This is a genomic window from Paenibacillus sp. J22P165, from assembly GCF_059692015.1.
In genome coordinates, this window is record NZ_JCAUAP010000018.1 from 97,650 (window position 1) to 116,792 (window position 19,143).

General features: G+C 44.7%; 14 protein-coding genes and 1 riboswitch. Of the genes, 4 read left to right on the forward strand and 10 right to left on the reverse strand.

Annotated features, from left to right (window positions below; genetic code table 11):
- Positions 1-31: 31 nt before the first annotated feature.
- From AC58QM_RS31805 to AC58QM_RS31835, 7 genes are all read right to left on the reverse strand, one after another.
- Positions 32-955: a DUF4432 family protein gene (locus AC58QM_RS31805; protein ID WP_497288764.1), complete on the reverse strand. Its 924-nt coding sequence runs from the start codon at positions 953-955 to the stop codon at positions 32-34.
- 64 nt (positions 956-1,019) lie between these two features.
- Entirely contained in the window at positions 1,020-1,931 is a 912-nt protein-coding gene (locus AC58QM_RS31810; RefSeq protein ID WP_497288765.1) for a dihydrodipicolinate synthase family protein, read from the reverse strand.
- Between the two features lie 407 nt (positions 1,932-2,338).
- A complete protein-coding gene (locus AC58QM_RS31815; RefSeq protein WP_497288766.1) occupies positions 2,339-3,199 on the reverse strand; it encodes a GGDEF domain-containing protein in 861 nt (286 codons plus the stop codon).
- A gap of 307 nt (positions 3,200-3,506) precedes the next feature.
- Positions 3,507-3,603: riboswitch (cyclic di-GMP riboswitch) on the reverse strand.
- Positions 3,604-3,664: 61 nt separating this feature from the next.
- Positions 3,665-3,970, reverse strand: a complete 306-nt coding sequence (locus AC58QM_RS31820; protein WP_497288767.1) for a LuxR C-terminal-related transcriptional regulator — start codon at positions 3,968-3,970, stop codon at positions 3,665-3,667.
- Between the two features lie 355 nt (positions 3,971-4,325).
- On the reverse strand, positions 4,326-5,858 hold the full coding sequence (locus AC58QM_RS31825) for a methyl-accepting chemotaxis protein (RefSeq protein WP_497288768.1): 1,533 nt from the start codon (positions 5,856-5,858) through the stop codon (positions 4,326-4,328).
- 74 nt (positions 5,859-5,932) lie between these two features.
- Positions 5,933-6,727, reverse strand: coding sequence for a class B sortase (srtB, locus tag AC58QM_RS31830; protein WP_497288769.1), 795 nt, complete (start codon positions 6,725-6,727; stop codon positions 5,933-5,935).
- A gap of 88 nt (positions 6,728-6,815) precedes the next feature.
- Positions 6,816-11,738, reverse strand: coding sequence for a beta strand repeat-containing protein (locus AC58QM_RS31835; protein WP_497288770.1), 4,923 nt, complete (start codon positions 11,736-11,738; stop codon positions 6,816-6,818).
- A 757-nt stretch (positions 11,739-12,495) separates the two neighbouring features.
- Here AC58QM_RS31835 and AC58QM_RS31840 point away from each other — a divergent pair.
- The 4 genes from AC58QM_RS31840 to AC58QM_RS31855 all read left to right on the forward strand — a co-directional run bounded on the left by AC58QM_RS31840 (position 12,496) and on the right by AC58QM_RS31855 (position 17,252).
- On the forward strand, positions 12,496-13,377 hold the full coding sequence (locus tag AC58QM_RS31840; protein ID WP_497288771.1) for a LysR family transcriptional regulator: 882 nt from the start codon (positions 12,496-12,498) through the stop codon (positions 13,375-13,377).
- Between the two features lie 692 nt (positions 13,378-14,069).
- Positions 14,070-15,074: an ABC transporter substrate-binding protein gene (locus AC58QM_RS31845; RefSeq protein WP_497288772.1), complete on the forward strand. Its 1,005-nt coding sequence runs from the start codon at positions 14,070-14,072 to the stop codon at positions 15,072-15,074.
- An 85-nt stretch (positions 15,075-15,159) separates the two neighbouring features.
- Positions 15,160-16,197, forward strand: coding sequence for a FecCD family ABC transporter permease (locus AC58QM_RS31850; RefSeq protein WP_497288773.1), 1,038 nt, complete (start codon positions 15,160-15,162; stop codon positions 16,195-16,197).
- Positions 16,197-17,252, forward strand: coding sequence for a FecCD family ABC transporter permease (locus tag AC58QM_RS31855; RefSeq protein WP_497288774.1), 1,056 nt, complete (start codon positions 16,197-16,199; stop codon positions 17,250-17,252). Before AC58QM_RS31850 ends, AC58QM_RS31855 begins: the two co-directional genes overlap by 1 nt.
- A gap of 212 nt (positions 17,253-17,464) precedes the next feature.
- Here the strand turns inward: AC58QM_RS31855 and AC58QM_RS31860 are convergent, their stop codons facing one another.
- From AC58QM_RS31860 to AC58QM_RS31870, 3 genes are all read right to left on the reverse strand, one after another.
- On the reverse strand, positions 17,465-18,220 hold the full coding sequence (locus tag AC58QM_RS31860; protein WP_497288775.1) for a DUF4085 family protein: 756 nt from the start codon (positions 18,218-18,220) through the stop codon (positions 17,465-17,467).
- An 84-nt stretch (positions 18,221-18,304) separates the two neighbouring features.
- On the reverse strand, positions 18,305-18,571 hold the full coding sequence (locus AC58QM_RS31865; RefSeq protein WP_497288776.1) for a hypothetical protein: 267 nt from the start codon (positions 18,569-18,571) through the stop codon (positions 18,305-18,307).
- A 110-nt stretch (positions 18,572-18,681) separates the two neighbouring features.
- Positions 18,682-18,984 carry a Dabb family protein gene (locus AC58QM_RS31870; RefSeq protein WP_497288777.1) on the reverse strand — a complete coding sequence of 101 codons (303 nt, stop codon included), beginning with the start codon at positions 18,982-18,984 and terminating at the stop codon, positions 18,682-18,684.
- Between the last annotated feature and the right edge of the window lie 159 nt (positions 18,985-19,143).

Sequence of the window (19,143 nt, forward strand, 5' to 3'; positions counted from 1 at the left end):
AAGGCGCTGAGCCTCCTTTCACAATATTGAATTACTGTTGCACTAGGTCGATTTCAAGCCAAGAGGCCACACTTCCCAGCGGCGGTATACTTAGGGCAAGGCCCGCTTCAACAGCTTGCTTGACCGTAAGCTTCGGCGGAACGTTAAACAGTTCTAAGCCAATATTATAATCACAACCAAAAAAAGGATGATTGAGGTCGCTTTGGAAATTTTGCCAATACCATAAATAAGGCCATATCGTGTTATCCCAACGAATCTTCACTGCGATCCCTCGATCCGGGGAGACGATCCTATATTCACCATCAGGAGCCGTTACATATAAGAGTTCACGATTCGTTCCTCTTGATGGCAATGTGGACAAATCGATTGGATGTTCATCCTCATACATCGCTGGCCACTTCCAGCTTTGCCCCGTCATGGGATGATGAATAACCGCCTCTTTCCCAAGTTCCACGATAGCATTTTCCGTTAAGAAAGGATGGCCGAATGCCAAATGATGTCCCCAATTTGCCTCTAGTGGCGTTATTGGAGATTCGTTATAAATCTTCTCGTCTATCCGAACTTTCGAACTTAAGGACTGCAGGCGAATCGTTTTCTCCATACGAAAAGGCATGGATTGCATTCGTGCTGTCAACAAAATGATGACTTCATCCGGATCGTCTTTCACAATGTCATAATCCCACGGCACAAGGGCGGACTCTCCACGGTGCAGCGTAGCACCTCGATAAACATGCGTTTCACTGACCTCTGGAAACATTTCCTGCCATCCACCGAAATAGGTCATTTGATAATCTGAAAATAGCGGCTGGGAGGGCAATAGGTTTCTATCTGCAAACCAAATGAGATCGCTGTCGGTTGGCTTATGCAACCATCGAACCGGCTCTCCCCCTCGATCCAAAAGTAAGGTAATGTGCAATACTTCATTCTCCAGCGAAATCGCTCTGTGACCTTTCACTGTGAGGTCTTCCTGAATCCGACATTTGAAATTCCTCATTTTCCGATATAGAGAGCTTCCCAACTCAGTTCCTCGTTTCTTTAAGTTCATCTGTCAACCGAGAGACATAGGCAATCAACTCATCCGCAATCCGCTCATGACAGGGGTCAAACGGCAAGATCGGCTCCCTCACCTGAGGGGTATCGTAAATCCCTTGTTTGTATAGGAGTCGTTTAAAAAAGTGGATCGACACGTCCAGATGCTGGTTCGCGAACGCTAAAACAGGCAGAAGCCGATAAAATAAACGGACGGCCTCCGCTCTCTTCCCATCCGCGTACAGTCTGTATATCGTGGTATACACTTCATGCATGCCCGTAGGCATAAACGCGTGAATCCCTCGGTCCAAGCCCTCAATAAACTGGGTCACGGCCCATCCTCCGGCAACATGCAGGCCGCCGTCCGTCGCTTCCAGGACCTGACTGTACTTTACACCTGCTGGAACCACCTCGATTTTATAGCTACGGAACGCCTCAATCTCGCGGAAGAGCTTAGCGATCAGAGGCACGGGAACACCGAAACCGGAAGGATCCCAGTCCTGAAGCATCAAAAAGCCAGGATTTACACCGGCAATTTCCCGCACATCCCGCTCGTATTGCCGATCATCTTGATAGGGAATATTCGCCAGTATTCCAGCACACCCGAGCGAGATGAATTGTTCTGCATACTTCAACCTTTCAGCAGAAGTAGCTGCTGTTGCACCGCCGATGATAGGGACACGTCCGCCTGTCTCTTCCACGACAACCTGGGTCATGCGCAACCTTTCCTCTGGCGTCAGTTTGTACAGTTCCGCAGCCAGTCCTGGCACAAGAAAACCAACGACTCCCGCGTCTATCGCCAACCTGACATTTCGCCGCAGCGAAACCTCGTCAAGCTCGTTCTGTATGGTGAACGGGGTGTTCAAAACCGTAATAATGCCTCGCATGGCTAGCGGATCCACAGTTGGTTCACTCCTTACTTTTGCGTTGTTTCTGTTCATAGATTGTTTAAATCGTGCTACCTCAGTATAATTGCCTCGCGTAACCGAATAACATCACCAAATTGCCCGATCATGAACCATTTCTGCCCTCCAATGGATGTGCCATTTTTCCGCTTATGTTTCATTTTTCTTCTACACTGTGATGTAAAGAAAAACATGTGCATTACAGTAATCCATATTCCACTCATTCTTCCATTGTTATCGTATAGAAAAATAAAAGCCCTACGATTCATCTCGTAAGGCCGATCTTTGTTACTAAAGGGCTAGTTCAATTGAGTTCTCGGTGACTTCAAGATGATGCTGCGGCGCACGTTTGAAAATCAGTAATGCAACATTTATTGTTATGACTATATAAATTACATTCATTTTTAATACTCGCCGTCCAGTCCGTCTTTATATGCAACAATTTTATTCTTACCCGTCCGTTTAGCGGAATACATGCCTAGATCAGCTTGCTCGAGTAGCTTCTCTGGGCTTACACCATTGCGGGATATGCTGAATCCTATACTTAAAGTGACATTACTCTCTCTCTCTACTCTAGAACGGAAGTTCTCTGCCCACTCTTCAATACGCGAGATAGTATCTTTATCATCAATAATAGCAATGAGTTCTTCACCTCCAAAGCGCCCTGGAAAACCAATTTCATCCGTCTCTTCTTGTAAAATTTCAGCGACGGTCTTTAATGCAGCATCCCCAGCATGATGGCCAAAGGTATCATTGAGCTGCTTGAAATTATCAATATCCGTGAATACGATCGCACATTCCCCTTTTTCCACACATTGCTTAATCTTGGCGCTGATAGCTTTACGATTGTACAGTCCAGTTAGCCCATCTAATAATGAAGAGCTCACAACACTTTGAAACATAGTTACGAAACGTTCCATTAGAATTAAGAACAGTATAAAATAGTAAATAACCGGTAGAATATCGCTTGTAATTAGGATCCATTTTTCTGATTGCCATAGGTTTGTTTCAGCGTTTCCCACAACAATAAAAGAATAGATTATTAATGATACTCGGTGTTTAATTTTCTCATCTATATAAGGGCTGATAAGTAACCAGGAGATACATACAGCGGCAAGTTCAATTATGGAAAGTGATAATTCAGCTTTGAAAGAACTGGTTAGTAAGAGCAAAAGTGGGGTGAAAATCGCAGCTGCCAGATAATAAATGATCCTTCGTTTTATCTTTTTAAGGTATGTAGCGTATATGCCAATATTTAAATTCATGAACATGATGGCACTAGCAATGTGTAGTAGTGATCTGGATCCTAACGAGGTAATTTCAAGGACTTCATATACCACTGATAATATCAGGCCGAATGTTAGTATCAAATACACTTGTTTTTTTCTTAGTCGATATAGTCTTAAAACTATTACTAGCATTACTATTAGCAAGATAATACAAATTGTATTTGTGTAGAATTGGAATGTTATTTGCACACATGTACATCTCCTTATTTACATACTATTTTTTATGCAACTAAATAATATAGAATTATTTCATTCCTTTTTTCAGGCAAAAAAACAAGCCTTTAAAGGTAACCCAGCTATCATACCAGGAGAAATGCATCTCCTAGCTTAGACCTGTGGCTTTGCGTCTCCACCTTTCGATGGATTTGCCTTTGTTCATTATTGCTTGTTAGTAGGTAATTTTGCATATGTATATAACTCTATTATCATTCGTACCTGAGATCATCGATGAAAATAAATATTGACGAGAAGCAGGACTAAAGAGTCTCGATAAATAAGTGCTTGAAGCTCACGAATGGAATGTGTTCTGGTTTTTAACTTAATATTAGCAATATGATTATTCAGAGTTTTTTCAGTAATATGGAGTTGTTCACTTAGCTCTCTATTATTGCCTCCACAAACTGTCAACAAGCGTAATACCTCATTCTCCCTCCGAGTGAGACAAAAACGTTCCTTAAACGTATTGAAGTACGCATTAAACACAGGGGACTCTACAATCAATTGGTTTAATGTCATCGCTAGATTCATTCTCCTTATAATAGGAAGTATGTGTTTGAAATCAGAAGTGAAACCGCAAATATCAATCCCTTTATAGGGGCTATTACGCAGACAAATAAGCCCGCCAAAGGTTAAACGGGCAAAGACATCTCTCTATAATCTTTAAGAATAAAAATATGTCACGGAAACTATGATATTATTGCGGTTAGAAATACAAGCTGACAGGTGTTATTTGGAATGGTGCTAATCTAGTTGATCGATGGAGCGACATGTACTGGAAGAGCTCTGAGAGAGGATCGTTGACTGGTGGCTGAAAAAATCGACTATATACTTTTGATACTACACTAAATTACTCATCGGTTCGATTGTAGGTCCTTTTATAAACTTAAGAAGTAAATTGTTCTTGTAACGTTTTGGAAAGCTCCTTCAAACGGAGCAACTCTCTATTAATGTGGTGAGAAGTATTCGTTTGGGTTTCTGTAGTACTGTAAAGCTCTTGTACAGAAGCAACGCTTTCTTCGGTGACCGCTGATATGTTAGTCATTTCATTAGAAATCACTTGTGACCGTAGTTCAATATGTTTCACAGATTCATTAAGGGCTTCAACAATCTCAATCATCTCGGTAATGGCCTGGTTCATTTGCTCCAAACTGGATATCGACGCTTCTGCAAGTACAACCGTGTAAGATGTAGCTTGTCTTCCTACTTCAATCTGAGTTAAAGATTCTTTACTTTCCTCTTGAATATTAGTTAGAATCCCCTTTATTTCATATGTGGCCTTATTACTCTGCTCAGCTAATTTCCTGATCTCACTGGCAACGACCGCAAACCCCCTGCCATGCTCCCCAGCTCGAGCTGCTTCTATAGAAGCATTTAAAGCTAAAATACTCGTTTGGCTAGCTATTACTTGAATCGTGGTAATAATATCGCCTACTTGGTGAGAAGACTCATATAAATTTTGCATGGTGTCCGTCGTTTGGTGTATCGCATTGGATACGATTCTAACTTGCTCGAACAAAGGTTCAATATTATTTTGGTTGTTATGCATCGTTGTTGCTGTTGTAACAGCCGTTGCTTGCAAGTAAGAAAAGGATTGGGAGTTCTGCTCAATCATCTCATTAATACTGTGCAGATTAGTCTCCATATTGCTTAGTGATTCGCTTTGAAATTCAAGACCTGTAGACACTTCTTTAAAGGTAGCCAGCATATCATTATTAGCCACAATGTTATTTTCAGATTTCTCTGAAATGATCACAGATGCTTGTTCTAATTCTTGAGAATGTTTTCGTACCGTTTCGAGAAGCGCTTCAGCTTCTTTTTGTTTAATCGCTTTTTCCAATTCTATTGTGCCCATAATTCTTTTCTTGGATAGAACCTGAAGACTTGTTGCAATGGACGTTAAGATCAGGAATATAGCGTGGATAAGAAGCATTAAGAAGGAATATTCGCTAATCCCAAAAATCAATTTAGGCACCAAGAAAAATCCTAAAATATGTTGTGCAGCGAAAATGAATGTCATAAGGGCAATTAGCTTAATATCTTCATAATAAGCTACTATAGCAATTACCATAAATATAGAAAAATGCATTTCTACCACACCTCCCCCACCAGCAATAATAGAGATGCTAGAAAAGGTAAGAGCTAACGCATTAAGCGTTGGTATTATGGGTTGATCTGTTTGCTTACGATAAAGAAAATAAGCTACCCCCAAGAAAACCACGGGAATAATAAAAAAAATGTTCAGCGCAAATGAATAGTGTTGGCCGGTATCATGAGTGGTTGCCATATTCTCCATCGACATCATGTGTCCCATGTTTCCCATGAAATTAAATTTTCGATGCAATAAATGGATGATAAGGCTGAGTGCTATGGTGCCCAAAGATATCTGTAACATAAACCTGTTCTTCTGTCCTATCAATTTCCACAAACCTCCTATTTTAATGACATTATCCGTTGTAGAACGCTCATTCTGTACCGTTCACAGCGGCGTAGCTACGCCGCTGCCGGAACAAGCTTCCCTAACAGTGCATACCTGGCATTTGTGTACTCGTAAGAACAAGTAATCAAGGCCACGATTCTCTCGTCCGCCCCCACCGTCACATTCGAACGAAACGTAGACGCTTCCGCCAGCGAATGGATATAGGCCACATAATCGTCGTCATCGTCGAAATCGCGCCGGAGGAACTCCTCCTTGCCGTCCGCGATGATGCCCGCGAACAACTCCAGGGTATAACTGCCGCTTGGCGTCTCAACTTGCATCTGCGGGTGAGCATCGTAATACACCTGCTTTTTATACTCGAGCAGCGAGGCGAACATTGAGCCGTTTTTCATTTGATGACCGTAGATAATCGTCATTCGCCCGGAGAAGTCGCCCGGCGTCCGGTAATCGACGAACAGGCTGCCCATCCGATTCTTCTCACCCGTGAACAGATGCTCGAGATAATAGGCATTATCTTGACCTTGCACGACCGGGTAATCAATCTCCGTATTTTCGGCCTTCAACCAGGCCACCGTATTCGGATTAATGTCCGCCAGCATGGCAAAATTAACTGCGCTCTTCGCCGGTTCCCTGTCGTCAACAGACTCTTTCTGACCCGAAGCCGGCAGCGACACCGAAGCAGATATCTGCTTCGGCGTCTGGTTGTGCAATCGGATCTGATCGTAGGCTGTATCGCCATATGTATATTGCCGATCGGCCGACAGCACCACATATGCCGAGCAGACGATACCGACGATGCATAGGCCTATGAGCAAGAACAAATACCGCTGTACTCTACTACGCTTCATGTTGTTTCCCTTCTATGCGACGAGAACCTGCGGCGGCCGCTACACAGGCCCTCCTGTCGAGGTTGTTTATTGAACTCTTACTTGTTAATTAACGCTTCCTGCTGATTCTTCTGCGCAGGATGACATTCGTGCCGATTAATGCAGCAAGCGCCGCTCCAAAGATGACCAACCCGAGCTGACCGATCTGCCTGTCGTTGCGGTCACCGGTCTTCGGCGTGCCGTTGTTGCCCGTTTCGACCTTGTCGCCCGTCTTGCCGCCGGAGCCGGCATCGATAGTACTGCCAACAGTCGAGCCATCCGTTGAAATGTCGCTGGCGCCGCCGGAGCTGCCCCCATTACCGCCCTCCGGTTGTTGCACTCTTCCATTACCTTCCCCACTTATGTCATCCTTACTGTCGTTGTCCTTCCCGCCGTCCTCGCCGCCCGTCATTGGCTGCTTCGGCTCCTTCGCCTCATAGACGTTAACGAAGGCCGCGCTCTTGTTTCCGGACGAGTTGAAGACGCCGGATGCGCCAGTGCTGGTCGTCTTGTACCCCTCCGCAGAGTAATCTGCTTCGCTGACCGTATAGCTCGTTCCGAGTGGCAAGCCGGTAATCATGATTGCCTCTCCGTGCGCGAGCGCCACCGTCCCGCCGCTCTGAATCGTTCCGCTGCCGCCACTGCCCGAATACGCGTAAGTACCCAAAGCGCCGTCCAGAACGACTGAGAAGCTGAACTTCTTTGTAAGATCAGTGACTGGTCCATCCACCGTCTTGCTAATCGTCAGACTGCCCTCGTCCGACGCGTACCACACATTCTTCGTGTTGACGAATGCTGCGGTTTGCTCTTGCGCGCCTACGATTGCTCCGGTATCGCCCTCCTTCGTCGTGACGTAACCGTCCGCAACGTAGCTGGATTCGATGACCGTATATGTTGTGCCTCTAGGCAGTTCTGCAATCGTAATGCTCTGACCGTCAGCGAGCTGAATCGTATCCCCGCTCGTAATCGTGCCATTCGCCGCGCCTCCTGCTCCGATGTAACTGAATACGCCAGCTGCGCTCATATTCACCGTGAAATCAAACTTCCTGGCTTTATCGCCCGCGTTGCCCGTTACAGACTTGCCAATCTTCAGGCTGCCGAACCAGTCGTCTCTAGCATTAACGAACTGGGCGGATTGGAAGTCGTCTGTCACAATCGTCCCTGTGTCGCCAGTCTTGGACGTTGCATAACCGACCCCAGCATAGTCGTCCTCGGCTATGTTATACGTGGTGCCTGCAGGCAGACCTTCTATTGTAATGCTCTGTCCACCGGCGAGAGATAACGTATCGGCGCTCGTAATCGTGCCGTTCACCTTACCGCCTGTGCCGATGTAGTTGTAGACCCCAGCCGCGTTAAAGGTGACGGTAAAATTGAATGCTTGGGACTGATCACCGTCATTGCCTGTGACCGCCTTGCTGATGATCAGATTGCCGGGCTTGTCCTTGGTGTTCAAGAATGCTGCAGTTTGCGTCTCGTCGACCACGATTTCGCCTGTTGCATCGAGACTTGTCGTCTTGTATCCGTCATTAGCATAGTTCGTTTCTGCCACCGTATACTTCGAGCCCGCAGGCAACCCTGCGATGATGATGCTCTGCCCGTGCGCAAGCGAGATCGTGCCACCGCTCGCGATCGTGCCACTTGCTGCGCCGCCAGTGCCGGTATAGTTGTATACGACAGGCGCATCGATGAAGGTCACGATAAAATCGAACTTCTTGGAAAGATCGCCGTCATTGCCAGCAACGGTCTTGGAGATGACGAGCTTGCCCGATGTATTCGTCAGATAATTCGCTACCGCCAACATATTGGCGTCCGCTCCCGTTTTGCCGTCGATGGAAGTCACGACAGTCGGGCCGGAAATATCGACGCTGACCGTATGATTAATGCCTTCCAATGCATAGCCTCCGGCAGGAGCGGCCGTCTCGCGAAGAACGTACGTTCCGGCAGGAATAGCTTTCATCTTCAGCTTGCCGTCGGCGGCGCTGACAGCCTTACGTATGATCGTACTGCCATCCTGCGCATAGAGGGTGAACTCAGCGCCAGCAAGTGGGGCTGCCGTAGATCCATTCGTCTTCTCCACTACCAGCCAGCCGCCTCGCAACAGCGTCGCCGAGCTGTCTGCGTTACTGATCGCATACTGAATCTCTTGTTTGGACGCATTAGCGTCGCCTTGAGAGAGTATCGCATAGTTAATAATCGTGCCGATCTCGCCAGTAATGTCCGTCAAGTAGGTCAGACGGTAAGCCTTGCTGTAGTCCGGAATATTGAAGGTCAATTCACGTGTTCCGTTATCGTAGATCAGATTACTCCCCAGTGTAAGCGTGACGGGGGCTCCGTCCACCAGCGATCCATCTGGCTTCAGCGTCAGTTCCGTAGCGGTCAAGTAGCTGATACCGTGACCGTCGTCCAACAGCAGCTTGCCTGTTGAATCCGTGCGCAAGTCCAGGCCGAGCGGCAAGGTATCGACGATCGTCTGGCCGCTTGCTCCTAACTGATTCGGATTGTACACGATGGTCCATATCAGCGTTCCATTCACAGGCAGCGTATGGGACTTATTCAGAATCTCGCTATGAATGGACACCTGCTGCGAATTGGAAGTCCCTGGGGTCCAATTGGCAGCTTGCAGGTTCAGGTTGTTGGTCATTGTCGAAGTTTCATTACTGTCGAAGTACCCGGCAAGCTTAGCGTCCGTCGGCTTAGCCTTCACGAGAATCACGTATGGCTTGTCCAACTGGGCAAACGTGAAGATCGCCTGGCCTGCGGTGCCGAAGTTGGACGTCAGTCCGGTTACGCTCGCTGCTGGCGTCGGCGTCGTGCTAGTCGCATATACGGAAGAACCGGAACCCGCCGTTCCTTCGAAGATCATATACTTCTGACCTGGCACGACGTCGACGAACTCCCAGCCAGCCGGCAGCGTATCCGTCACCGTCGCTGTGCCGAGCGTATCATTTCCCTCGTTGCTCGCCACGTTCGACGTGTTGAAATTCAAGCTATCCGCATTCACGCTCAAGCGGAAGATAACCGACTTGTCGACATAATCGAAGCCTTCATTCACGTTGGTCGTACGTTGCACATTGACCGCCGCAGCCGGATCAGCCATCGCCTCGCGCTTCAGCAGTTCCTTCGCCAGTGTGCGGCTTTGATAGATGACGGTGCCTGATGCGCCCCTCAGCTTGCTCGTCCCATTAAAAAGCGTAGCGGTATTGTTCACGTTTTTATTGCTGTTGCCTGCATACACCGCCGGGTCCACGATCCGTGTTTTAAAAGTAATCGTATTGACCACAGTCGTCGACAATCCCGTCACTTCGATCAGATCGGCGACTTGCTGCCCGTTCTTCATAATCGGAATCACGTTTAATGTCCCCACGGAAGTCGTACCGCTGCCCGCTACATACTGCAATCCCGACTGCTTCGACACGTTCGCCTCGGAGATGCCTCCCGGCCAGCCTGTCGTGAGGGCCATACTCGTGCTACTGTCGTATACGAGCAAGTCATACACTCTCATATCGGTGATGGGTTGATTCTTGGCATCGGCCTTGATTGTCCATGTAATTTCACGGTTAGCTTTATCCAGCACACCTGATTTCTTAAGCGCGTCATACCCTATGCCAACGCCGACGCTGCCTGTGCTCATCGTTGAACTGCTTGGCTTGCCAGTCCAATCCAGCGTGGCGGTGTTATTGAAGGTTCGTTTGTCTACGGTGATGTCGGTGCCGTTATACGGCACTTTACTCGTAATTACGAGCCGGACCATCGTGTTGGTCGTTCCCGGTCGCGTATATGCGCCCCCTGCCGGTTCGACAACAATACTGGCACCTTCATCAGTCCAGGTTGCAGCGTCCGTAGAAGTCTGCCATTGCGCCGACACGAAGTTCAAGTTCATTGGCAACGCGTCCGTAATGGTCAGATCTACTAGCGCAGCTTGTGACTTGTTGGCGGTAATCGTCCATGTGATATATTGATCGTCCGGATCATACGTAGGATCGCTGTCGGGATTGTTGTGCTTAGCTGCGCCCGTCTTCTCAATCCACGTCGGCGTCGTATAGGTGACTGTGCCCGTACCACTCTTCACCGGTGCATTGTCCTTCAGCAGATTGGCGGTATTGCTGACTGACTCCGTCTGATGATTCCTATAATATTTATCATCCGGAATCGCGGTATCGAACATGATGGTGCGTACACTAGCCGCATCACCCAGCGTATACGTCACCGTACTGACCGTCTCGTCAGGGGTAGCGGCGACGCCGTCGATTTGGAACGTATTCGCCACATATGCACCCACGCCGCTCAGGTCGTCGCTGAACACATACCCGTCCAGATTAACCGCGGTTGCCCCCTTCGTCCCGGACAGTTTCACCGTCCAATGGATGATCTTGTTGGTCAAATCCGCAGTCCCCGTCTTCACCATGTTGTACACGATTGGTTGTGCCGGCACCACGACGGTATAGGTCTTGCCTAGAATCTGTACTTGGTGGGTGCCTTCACCCCCGGCGGTACCGGCGCTGTCGTATTTCAAACTTACGTTAAATTTCCCCTGGACGCCATAATAGCCCCCGTTCTCATCGAATACATCCGCATCTCCATCGAACACCGTAACGGCCGTCACCGTATTGGTTCCGGTCGTGTTTAGCGACGTCGTTCCTACGAGCTTTCCGTCGAATTGAAGCGGCAGCGTTGTTCCCGATGTAAGCGTGAACCCCTCACTGAGCGAGAAGCTGGCCGTATCATTACGCTCCACGACCGTCGTCGGAGTCGGATCATCGCCAGCAACAGGCACACCGAACGATACTTCGACGCTGAGTTCATCCCCATTGGATAGATCGATGGTACCTCCTTCTGGAATAACGGTGGTCCCCTGCTTCACATTCCCCGTAACCCCCGTCAGCGCGCCAGACTTGTCCGCACCCGCCGCCCACGCGTTCAGACTACCGGGCGGCGACACCGCCCCAATTATGAGGGCTATCGTCAGCAGCCACAAACCTATTTTTAATTTCATGAAAACTTCTCCTTCCAAACTTTCAAGGTATAATAGCGATTTTCTAATATTAGGGCGAAGAGCCTCATAACGTTATCTCCATTAACATGAACATTATATTATTTAAACGAGTATGAACAATCTAGAGATTGTTGACACTGTGTATAGTTTTATTTAACTACTTGACATTGTGAACAGGAAGAAACATAACTTTCAGTACCAAGACAGTGCGTTCCCTGCCAAAAGCATTCAACACTCAGCAAAAAAAGACTTGATTCCTCAAGCCTTTAAAAAGAATTACTTTTTATGAAGTTGTAAACAGTCACTATCTTGCATTTACATTAGCCGAATATAGTTTTGGATCAACTGGATATTCATCCTTCTGCTCTCCATTTTGGATTTTGTGGAGTTCCACTTTAATGGAATCCGTGTCGTCAAGAGTAATGTCCGAGAATGCGGTGAATTCAATGTGTTGCGGGCGCTGCTCGCGAATATAAAGTTCGTCCGTATACACATTCGACTTTTCCATATATAATATGGATAATTCTTCAAGCTGATGAATGAGCTGTTTACATTCAAGAATAATGTCAAGCAAGGATTCATTCGAGCCGTTTTGATCAGCTATAGATATCTCCTGTTCTTCTAAGATTAAGGAGAACGTAATCTTAACTATTTCTCCAGTATCATGAACATTACATTATTAAAATGAGTATGATCAATCTAGAGATTGTTTACACTGTGTATAGTTTTATTTAACCACTTGAGATAAGGTGACCCCATGAATTCAGAACAGATCCGATATATTCTACAAGTAGCCACAGAAAAATCAATACGAAAAGCGGCAGATAAATTACATATAACTGCCTCAGCCATTAGTCAATCCATTCAATCATTAGAAAACGAACTAGGAATAACCATTTTCCAACGAACTAGCAAAGGAACAATTCCAACACTTGAAGGCGAAATCGTACTGTCAAAACTTATAGAATTGAAAACAAAATATATAGAATTATACGAAGATATTAATCGTGCAAAAAATGAGAATTATTTAAAATTGAAAATATCGTATTCTACTGCGTTTGCACATATCATTAAACAAGCGTTATTTTCTTTCAAAAAGGAATTTAAAGATATACAAATAGAGCTCCTAGAAAAAATGCCTCAGCAGATTTGTGAAGAAATTACAAACAATAGCATCGATCTTGCTTTTATTGGTGAACAACAAGAATTAATGAATCGAAATTTTGATATTGAAACGCTATATACAAGCTATTTGTGCATTTGCGTTGGAAAAGAGTCTCGTTTTCGATTTAAAGATTATTTAACATCGAAAGATTTAAAAAACGAACCCATCATCATGCTCAACTCTACCGCTCATAAAGAAATGATCAAAAGAGCAAATCTAGATGGTAACTCGATTTATGTGACGTTGACCAGTACTGAACCATTTTGTGAGTTTATTTTGAAAGGAAATGCCTTTACGATTTTAGATAATTTTACAACAAAGGGCCATGATGACATTACTAGTGGAACTCTAATTCAAATTCCATTTAAAGATCCAGATTATTTCTATAGAGATATATGGGCTGTTCATTGCAATACGAATCTATCCAGCTACACCAAGGAATTCTCAAAACATGTACGAGCACAATTTGATTAAAAAGAAAACCACGATTATTGTTTCTCCATACAGGTAGAAATGAAATAGGCGTGCACTCTCAATGAGTGCACGCCATTTTTTAACTTCAGAACTTAATTAACGAACATCAATAGCGAAGAAGTACCTTGCTGATTTTCCTGATTTCATGTCAATTGCATCTTCTTCAAATGCAAAAACTCACCCTTTCTAGTTCCTCATCATTACATATTCATTTACCTTTCTTATTTGCAATCCAGAAGGCAAGAATAATGAGTGGAATGAAAATAAACCAAGGTATATTTATGGTGCTACTTGTAATGAAGGCAAGAATAGTAATAATGACTATACCTACAATGATGTATAAACATCCTCTTCCAAATGTCCCCGTATGAATCACTCCATTCGAACGTTTTATATATTATATATAGGAAATAAATGGAAAATACTTCGTTTTTTTGAGCAACTTCATCAATGCCAATATGCTTGCGGAATGCCTTTGTGAATTTTAGGGTTAATTTATTGAGTAGTCATATATATCTGATTGCCATTTATGAAAAGATGGCTTCTGGATTGATGGATTGATCAGGAGTCATCTTTTTGTTGGTTGATTCCGAATTAAAAGAAAGTATTGACAATTATTGCTGATGCCTTTAGAATTCAGAAAAGAAAACGATATTGATAATCATTATCATATAAAAATGCAGGAGGAAAAAATGAAGAAAAATATTAGTACAATTATATCGCTTGGATTAATTGTGGGTGTGGTGACAGGGTGTGCATCCACGGCTTCAGAAAGCAAGGGAGCAGCAACGTCCTCAACGCCGTCAACAGCGCCAGCGGCTTCAGCGGCGCCTACAGCGTCAACTTCCGAGTGGCCAAAAACGATCACGGATGATTTTGGACATACCGTTACTTTTAAACAGGCCCCTACAAAAATCATTCCGACTTATTTTGGACACATAGAAACGCTTATAGCGCTTGGTGTACCGCCGGTTGCAGCACCAACTGCAAAGTCGTTTGTTATGACTAGAGAAGCGCTCAAACCAATGGCAGATAAATTGAAAATCGTAGAATTGGGTAACTCTAAAGCCTATGAGCAAATGATGGGTCTCTCTCCAGATGTAATTGTCGTAACAGCTAATGATAAAGATGATTATGCAGCATACAATAAGGTTGCACCCACACTGGTATTTGATTCTCCAACTTGGCAAGAGGTTTTAAACGACTATGCTAAGATCCTGGGCAAAGAAAAAGATGCTGCGAAAATCATCACCGATCTAGAAAGCTTAATAGCGAAATCCCGTGAAAAGTTGGCTCCATACAAGGACAAAACTACAGTTGTTATTGGCGACTTGGGTAATAATAACTTTGGCCTTACTGGCTCCGGTCCTACGAATCGAACCGCATACTTTGATAAAAACGTAGGGTTTGGCTTGACCCCACCGAAAGGTTACCCTGAGAAATATACCCAGATATCACTAGAAGGTTTGGCAGCATTGGATCCGGATTACATATTCTTAGATAATATTGATGGTGCGGAGAAAGACAATTATACGCCAACCTGGACTAAGCCTGGTACAGAGGACACGACAATATGGAAGAATTTAAAGGCTGTAAAAAATAATAACGTGTTCAAACTTCCTCCTGGCTCCATGTCAGGTGCCCCACTAAGTCAGAAACTTGCTATAGAAAAAGTGGTACAAAGCATAGTGAAATAAAGAATAAAACCGCATAAGAAATCGGGAGACTGGTAAAGTCTGCCCGATTTCTTATGTTATATCCAGTAGAATGAGGGCGTTCAGTATGGTTTCTAAATCCGTTGCTACATCTTCCGTCATTCATAATAAAAACGGAATGACAGCTTTACTTATTATGCTTGGCGGGAGTATCACCCTGCTACTTTTGATGGCATTTTCTGTTACACTGGGAGCCAAAAATATTCCGCTTTCAAATATCTGGGAAGCAATTTTCAATCTTGACCGCAACAACATGTCACACGTAATCATTGTAGACCTACGCATCCCCCGTGTGCTTGCTAGCGCTCTGGTAGGTGCAGCTTTTGCAGTTTCAGGAGCAGTCATGCAAGGCATAACGCGCAATCCCATGGCTGATTCCGGCCTTTTGGGTCTTAATGCCGGCGCGGGCTTGGCTCTGGCCGTTTGTTTCGCGTTTTTTCCGCAAATTGGATACAGTTCTATCATTGTTTTTTCCTTTATTGGTGCAACAATTGCCTACTTAATGGTCAATGGAATCGCAATGTTTCGCCGTAGTGCTGCAACGCCCATGCGTATCGTGCTGGCAGGCGCCGCTATCGGTGCTTTGTTTACCGCGTTAAGCCAGGGTATTGCGCTTTATAGCAAAGTTGCGCAAAACATCATGTTTTGGATGGCGGGCGGTGTTGCTGGTGCCACATGGGAACAGATTATTCTCATGTCTCCCTGGGTATGCATAGCATTAATTGGTGCTATTGTCCTTTCACGATATATATCTATCCTTAATATGGGAGAAGATGTTGCAAAGGGCTTGGGCTTAAATACGAAGCTGATAACTCTGCTATGCTCACTGACTGTGCTGGTTCTAGCCGGAACTTCGGTATCCGTGGTAGGCGCGGTAGGTTTCGTCGGTTTGGTCGTACCCCACGTAACTAGATTTCTGGTAGGTGTTGATTACCGCTCGATTATACCTGTATCAGCCGTATTAGGAGCAATCTTGATGGTGAGCGCGGATTTGGGTGCGCGTATGATAAACCCACCGTTTGAAACACCTGTTGGTGTGTTGACTGCGTTGGTTGGCATTCCTTTCTTCCTTTATTTATCGCGCAAGCAAAGGAGGGCGGCGTAATGAATGAGCTGATTAAGAAGAATCAAGCCTACAAGAACAAGGTGGCGTTTCGAAATACAGCGATCGTTCTCCTGTTTGTGTGCGCACTTGCCATTTCCTTTATTGTTAGTATGAATACTGGTTACACAAAGCTCTCCGCGCTTGATACCCTGCGCACTTTATTCGGGGGAGGAACGGAGAGGGAAAATGTCATATTATTTGATTTCCGGTTACCACGAATAATCTTATCCATACTTGTAGGTGCTGGGCTGGCTTTATCTGGATGTGTCGTTCAGGGAGTAACAAAAAATGCGTTGGCAGATCCTGGACTGCTTGGTATATCGGCAGGCGCAGGGCTTATGGTTATTCTATTTATCATGTTTGCTGGCACGGCATCCGTCTTGTCTGTATTTACTCTGCCTTTTTTAGCCTTAATAGGTGCCGGGTTGACGGCTCTATTAATAAATGTCCTTGCTTACAAAAAAATAGATGGCATTGCGCCTATGCGATTGATTTTAACAGGAATTGCCATGCAGGCGGGAATCTCTGCCCTGACCACCGTTCTTGTCATCAAGCTAGATGAGGAACAGTTCGACTTTGTAGCCGTGTGGCGAGCAGGAAATATATGGGGGGGAGATTGGCGATTTGTGCTAGCTCTGCTTCCATGGCTTCTCATCTTGATACCTTACTTAATTTACAAATCGAGAAAATTAGATGTACTGAGCATGAGTGAAGACACCGCACATAGCTTAGGTCTTTCGGTTGCAAAACAGCACAGAAATATGTTATTCGTTTCTGTGGCTTTGGCGGCGTCCTGTGTGTCTGTCAGCGGAAGTATAAGCTTCGTGGGGCTGATGGCACCTCACCTCGCCAGACGGTTAGTAGGCTCCAGACATATTATCCTTATCCCCGTGTGTGCGCTGGTTGGGGCACTGCTTGTGTCTGTAGCGGATACAATATCCAGGGTTATTCTACCACCTGCCGGTATTCCCACAGGGATTATTGTTGCTATTATAGGGGCGCCTTATTTTCTATATCTCTTAGCTACTGATAATCAGCGTTCGCGCAGAGGGTAATGCAGGCGCTGCGCGCGCGCCGTCCTTATAAACGCGAAACGGCGCGACCGTGCTTGCCTAATCGGCTGCCCTTTTACGCTTATCTTGCGATATGAATCCAATGATGACGATTAGTACAATCGCCATTAATATTTCCTTATTAAAATTGTAACAAAAAGGGAGCAGCTGATGTGCTCCCCGATTAATGAATACTATTATAAATGCCCATTAGTTTAACCACCATCGGACCCCTTCCTTCTAAAGAAGACTTGCTCAGCTGAGATGATAAAGTCAATTAGCCCCATATCCTGATTCTGAAACAACATGTGAAACTCGTATCTGTCATCCATTTTATATACTTCCTCATATAACCACCATGAATTTTCCAATCCAGCATCTTGCTTTATTATCGTAACATTGTCAAAGATCACTTCATCGATGTCTGTAAAACCACCAGTGTTGTCAATAAGTATTGTTGTGGAGTTATCATTCAGAATTGATTTGATAATCTTACAATCATGAAATCTGAAATTCTCAACAATTTTTCTATCCATGGATAAAGAGGCTTCTGAATGATATCTTCTGTAACTATCAATTGTTGCATCTACTGACCTTTTATTATCCTCACAAAATTGAGCTACAGCATTTATTACATCACGTGTTGCTTTATTTAAGGCAAAAACCCTTAGATCGGCTATCTGATTCAAAATAGTTTCTGTTAATGACTTTTTTAAATGCTCTTGATTATAAATGATCGATTCATAAAATCGTTTCGTTTCTTTATCTTTATTGAAAGGCTCATTCGTTCCGTTCGCTTGCATAATGGAAGCCACTTCTTCTTGGACATGAAGCCATTTGTTTAATTCGGCACTGTAGAGTTGCTGAAAATATGCTTCAGAGAAAATTTCCGCTTGGTTTTCTTCCTCTAAAGGTAAATAAAAGCTTATTTTTTGACAAAGTTCGTACCATTCTTTCGTAAAATATTTCATTAATTAATTCCCTCCTCTCTACTCATTTATTTCATTCATCTCCCACATATCTAGGTAGCTACTGACACCATATGTTGTTAGTTCTTAGATTTTAGATAGCACAATTGAAACAATAATTCCAGCGACAGGAATCCAAAATAAATATGATTTTAAAAGTCTAACCAACCGATTATTTTGCGTATCCAACATTTTTTTGTGGTCGTGATTCATTTGTAAATCTGTTAAAGCACCTGTGGCATTGGATACATTGTTATAACTAGACATGCCTCCGCTTCCCACAAAAAATATCAAGACGATTATTACCAAAAAGATCAAAGAACCCATAAACAGATAATCAGAAGCTTGTTGCATTTGTCTTCACACTCCTTTTGTATATTATAGCATTTTTTACCACTCCTGCTATCCTACTCGAAAAGTGAACGAAAGGCTGCCGATCGTGCCGGCAGCCTCGTATTGGTTGCTTAAACCAATGGGTAATCAACTACAATAACATTTTCCAGTAAACCATCCAGCGAATTAACAAATTCCTGATGAACGGGATGCGGACCATATGAACGCAACGAAGCAAGGTCTTCAAACGTTACCCGTAATCCGAGAGTATAGCCCTTCATATTTTCCGTTTCTTCAGTTACATTGATGCCTGCACTTAAATCACATATCCCGGGGATACGATCCCGAAACGTTAACAATTGATCCAGCAATTCCTGTTGCTTGATCGGCGTGACATTCGTATTGAACTTGAATACAACGAGATGTTCGTACATCGCTAGATTGCTCCTTTTTTAAGCTTAATGTTGTGGTGCTATAGTGTCCCGTTAGATTCCTGTAGATGGATAAATTTCAGCTTTGTAAAAAAACGAGCGCCTCGGTACGATGGGGTTACGCACGAGGTCATTGCCTCAAAAACCCATCCAGGAGGACGC

What these genes read in the sequence shown, in the direction of transcription:
- AC58QM_RS31815 (WP_497288766.1), bottom strand. Translation starts at nt 3,199, where the DNA reads ATGAATTTAAATATTGGCATATACGCTACATACCTTAAAAAGATAAAA.
- AC58QM_RS31820 (WP_497288767.1), bottom strand. Translation starts at nt 3,970, where the DNA reads ATGAATCTAGCGATGACATTAAACCAATTGATTGTAGAGTCCCCTGTG.
- srtB (WP_497288769.1), bottom strand. Translation starts at nt 6,727, where the DNA reads ATGAAGCGTAGTAGAGTACAGCGGTATTTGTTCTTGCTCATAGGCCTA.
- AC58QM_RS31835 (WP_497288770.1), bottom strand. Translation starts at nt 11,738, where the DNA reads ATGAAATTAAAAATAGGTTTGTGGCTGCTGACGATAGCCCTCATAATT.
- AC58QM_RS31840 (WP_497288771.1), top strand. Translation starts at nt 12,496, where the DNA reads ATGAATTCAGAACAGATCCGATATATTCTACAAGTAGCCACAGAAAAA.
- AC58QM_RS31845 (WP_497288772.1), top strand. Translation starts at nt 14,070, where the DNA reads ATGAAGAAAAATATTAGTACAATTATATCGCTTGGATTAATTGTGGGT.
- AC58QM_RS31850 (WP_497288773.1), top strand. Translation starts at nt 15,160, where the DNA reads ATGGTTTCTAAATCCGTTGCTACATCTTCCGTCATTCATAATAAAAAC.
- AC58QM_RS31855 (WP_497288774.1), top strand. Translation starts at nt 16,197, where the DNA reads ATGAATGAGCTGATTAAGAAGAATCAAGCCTACAAGAACAAGGTGGCG.
- AC58QM_RS31860 (WP_497288775.1), bottom strand. Translation starts at nt 18,220, where the DNA reads ATGAAATATTTTACGAAAGAATGGTACGAACTTTGTCAAAAAATAAGC.
- AC58QM_RS31865 (WP_497288776.1), bottom strand. Translation starts at nt 18,571, where the DNA reads ATGCAACAAGCTTCTGATTATCTGTTTATGGGTTCTTTGATCTTTTTG.
- AC58QM_RS31870 (WP_497288777.1), bottom strand. Translation starts at nt 18,984, where the DNA reads ATGTACGAACATCTCGTTGTATTCAAGTTCAATACGAATGTCACGCCG.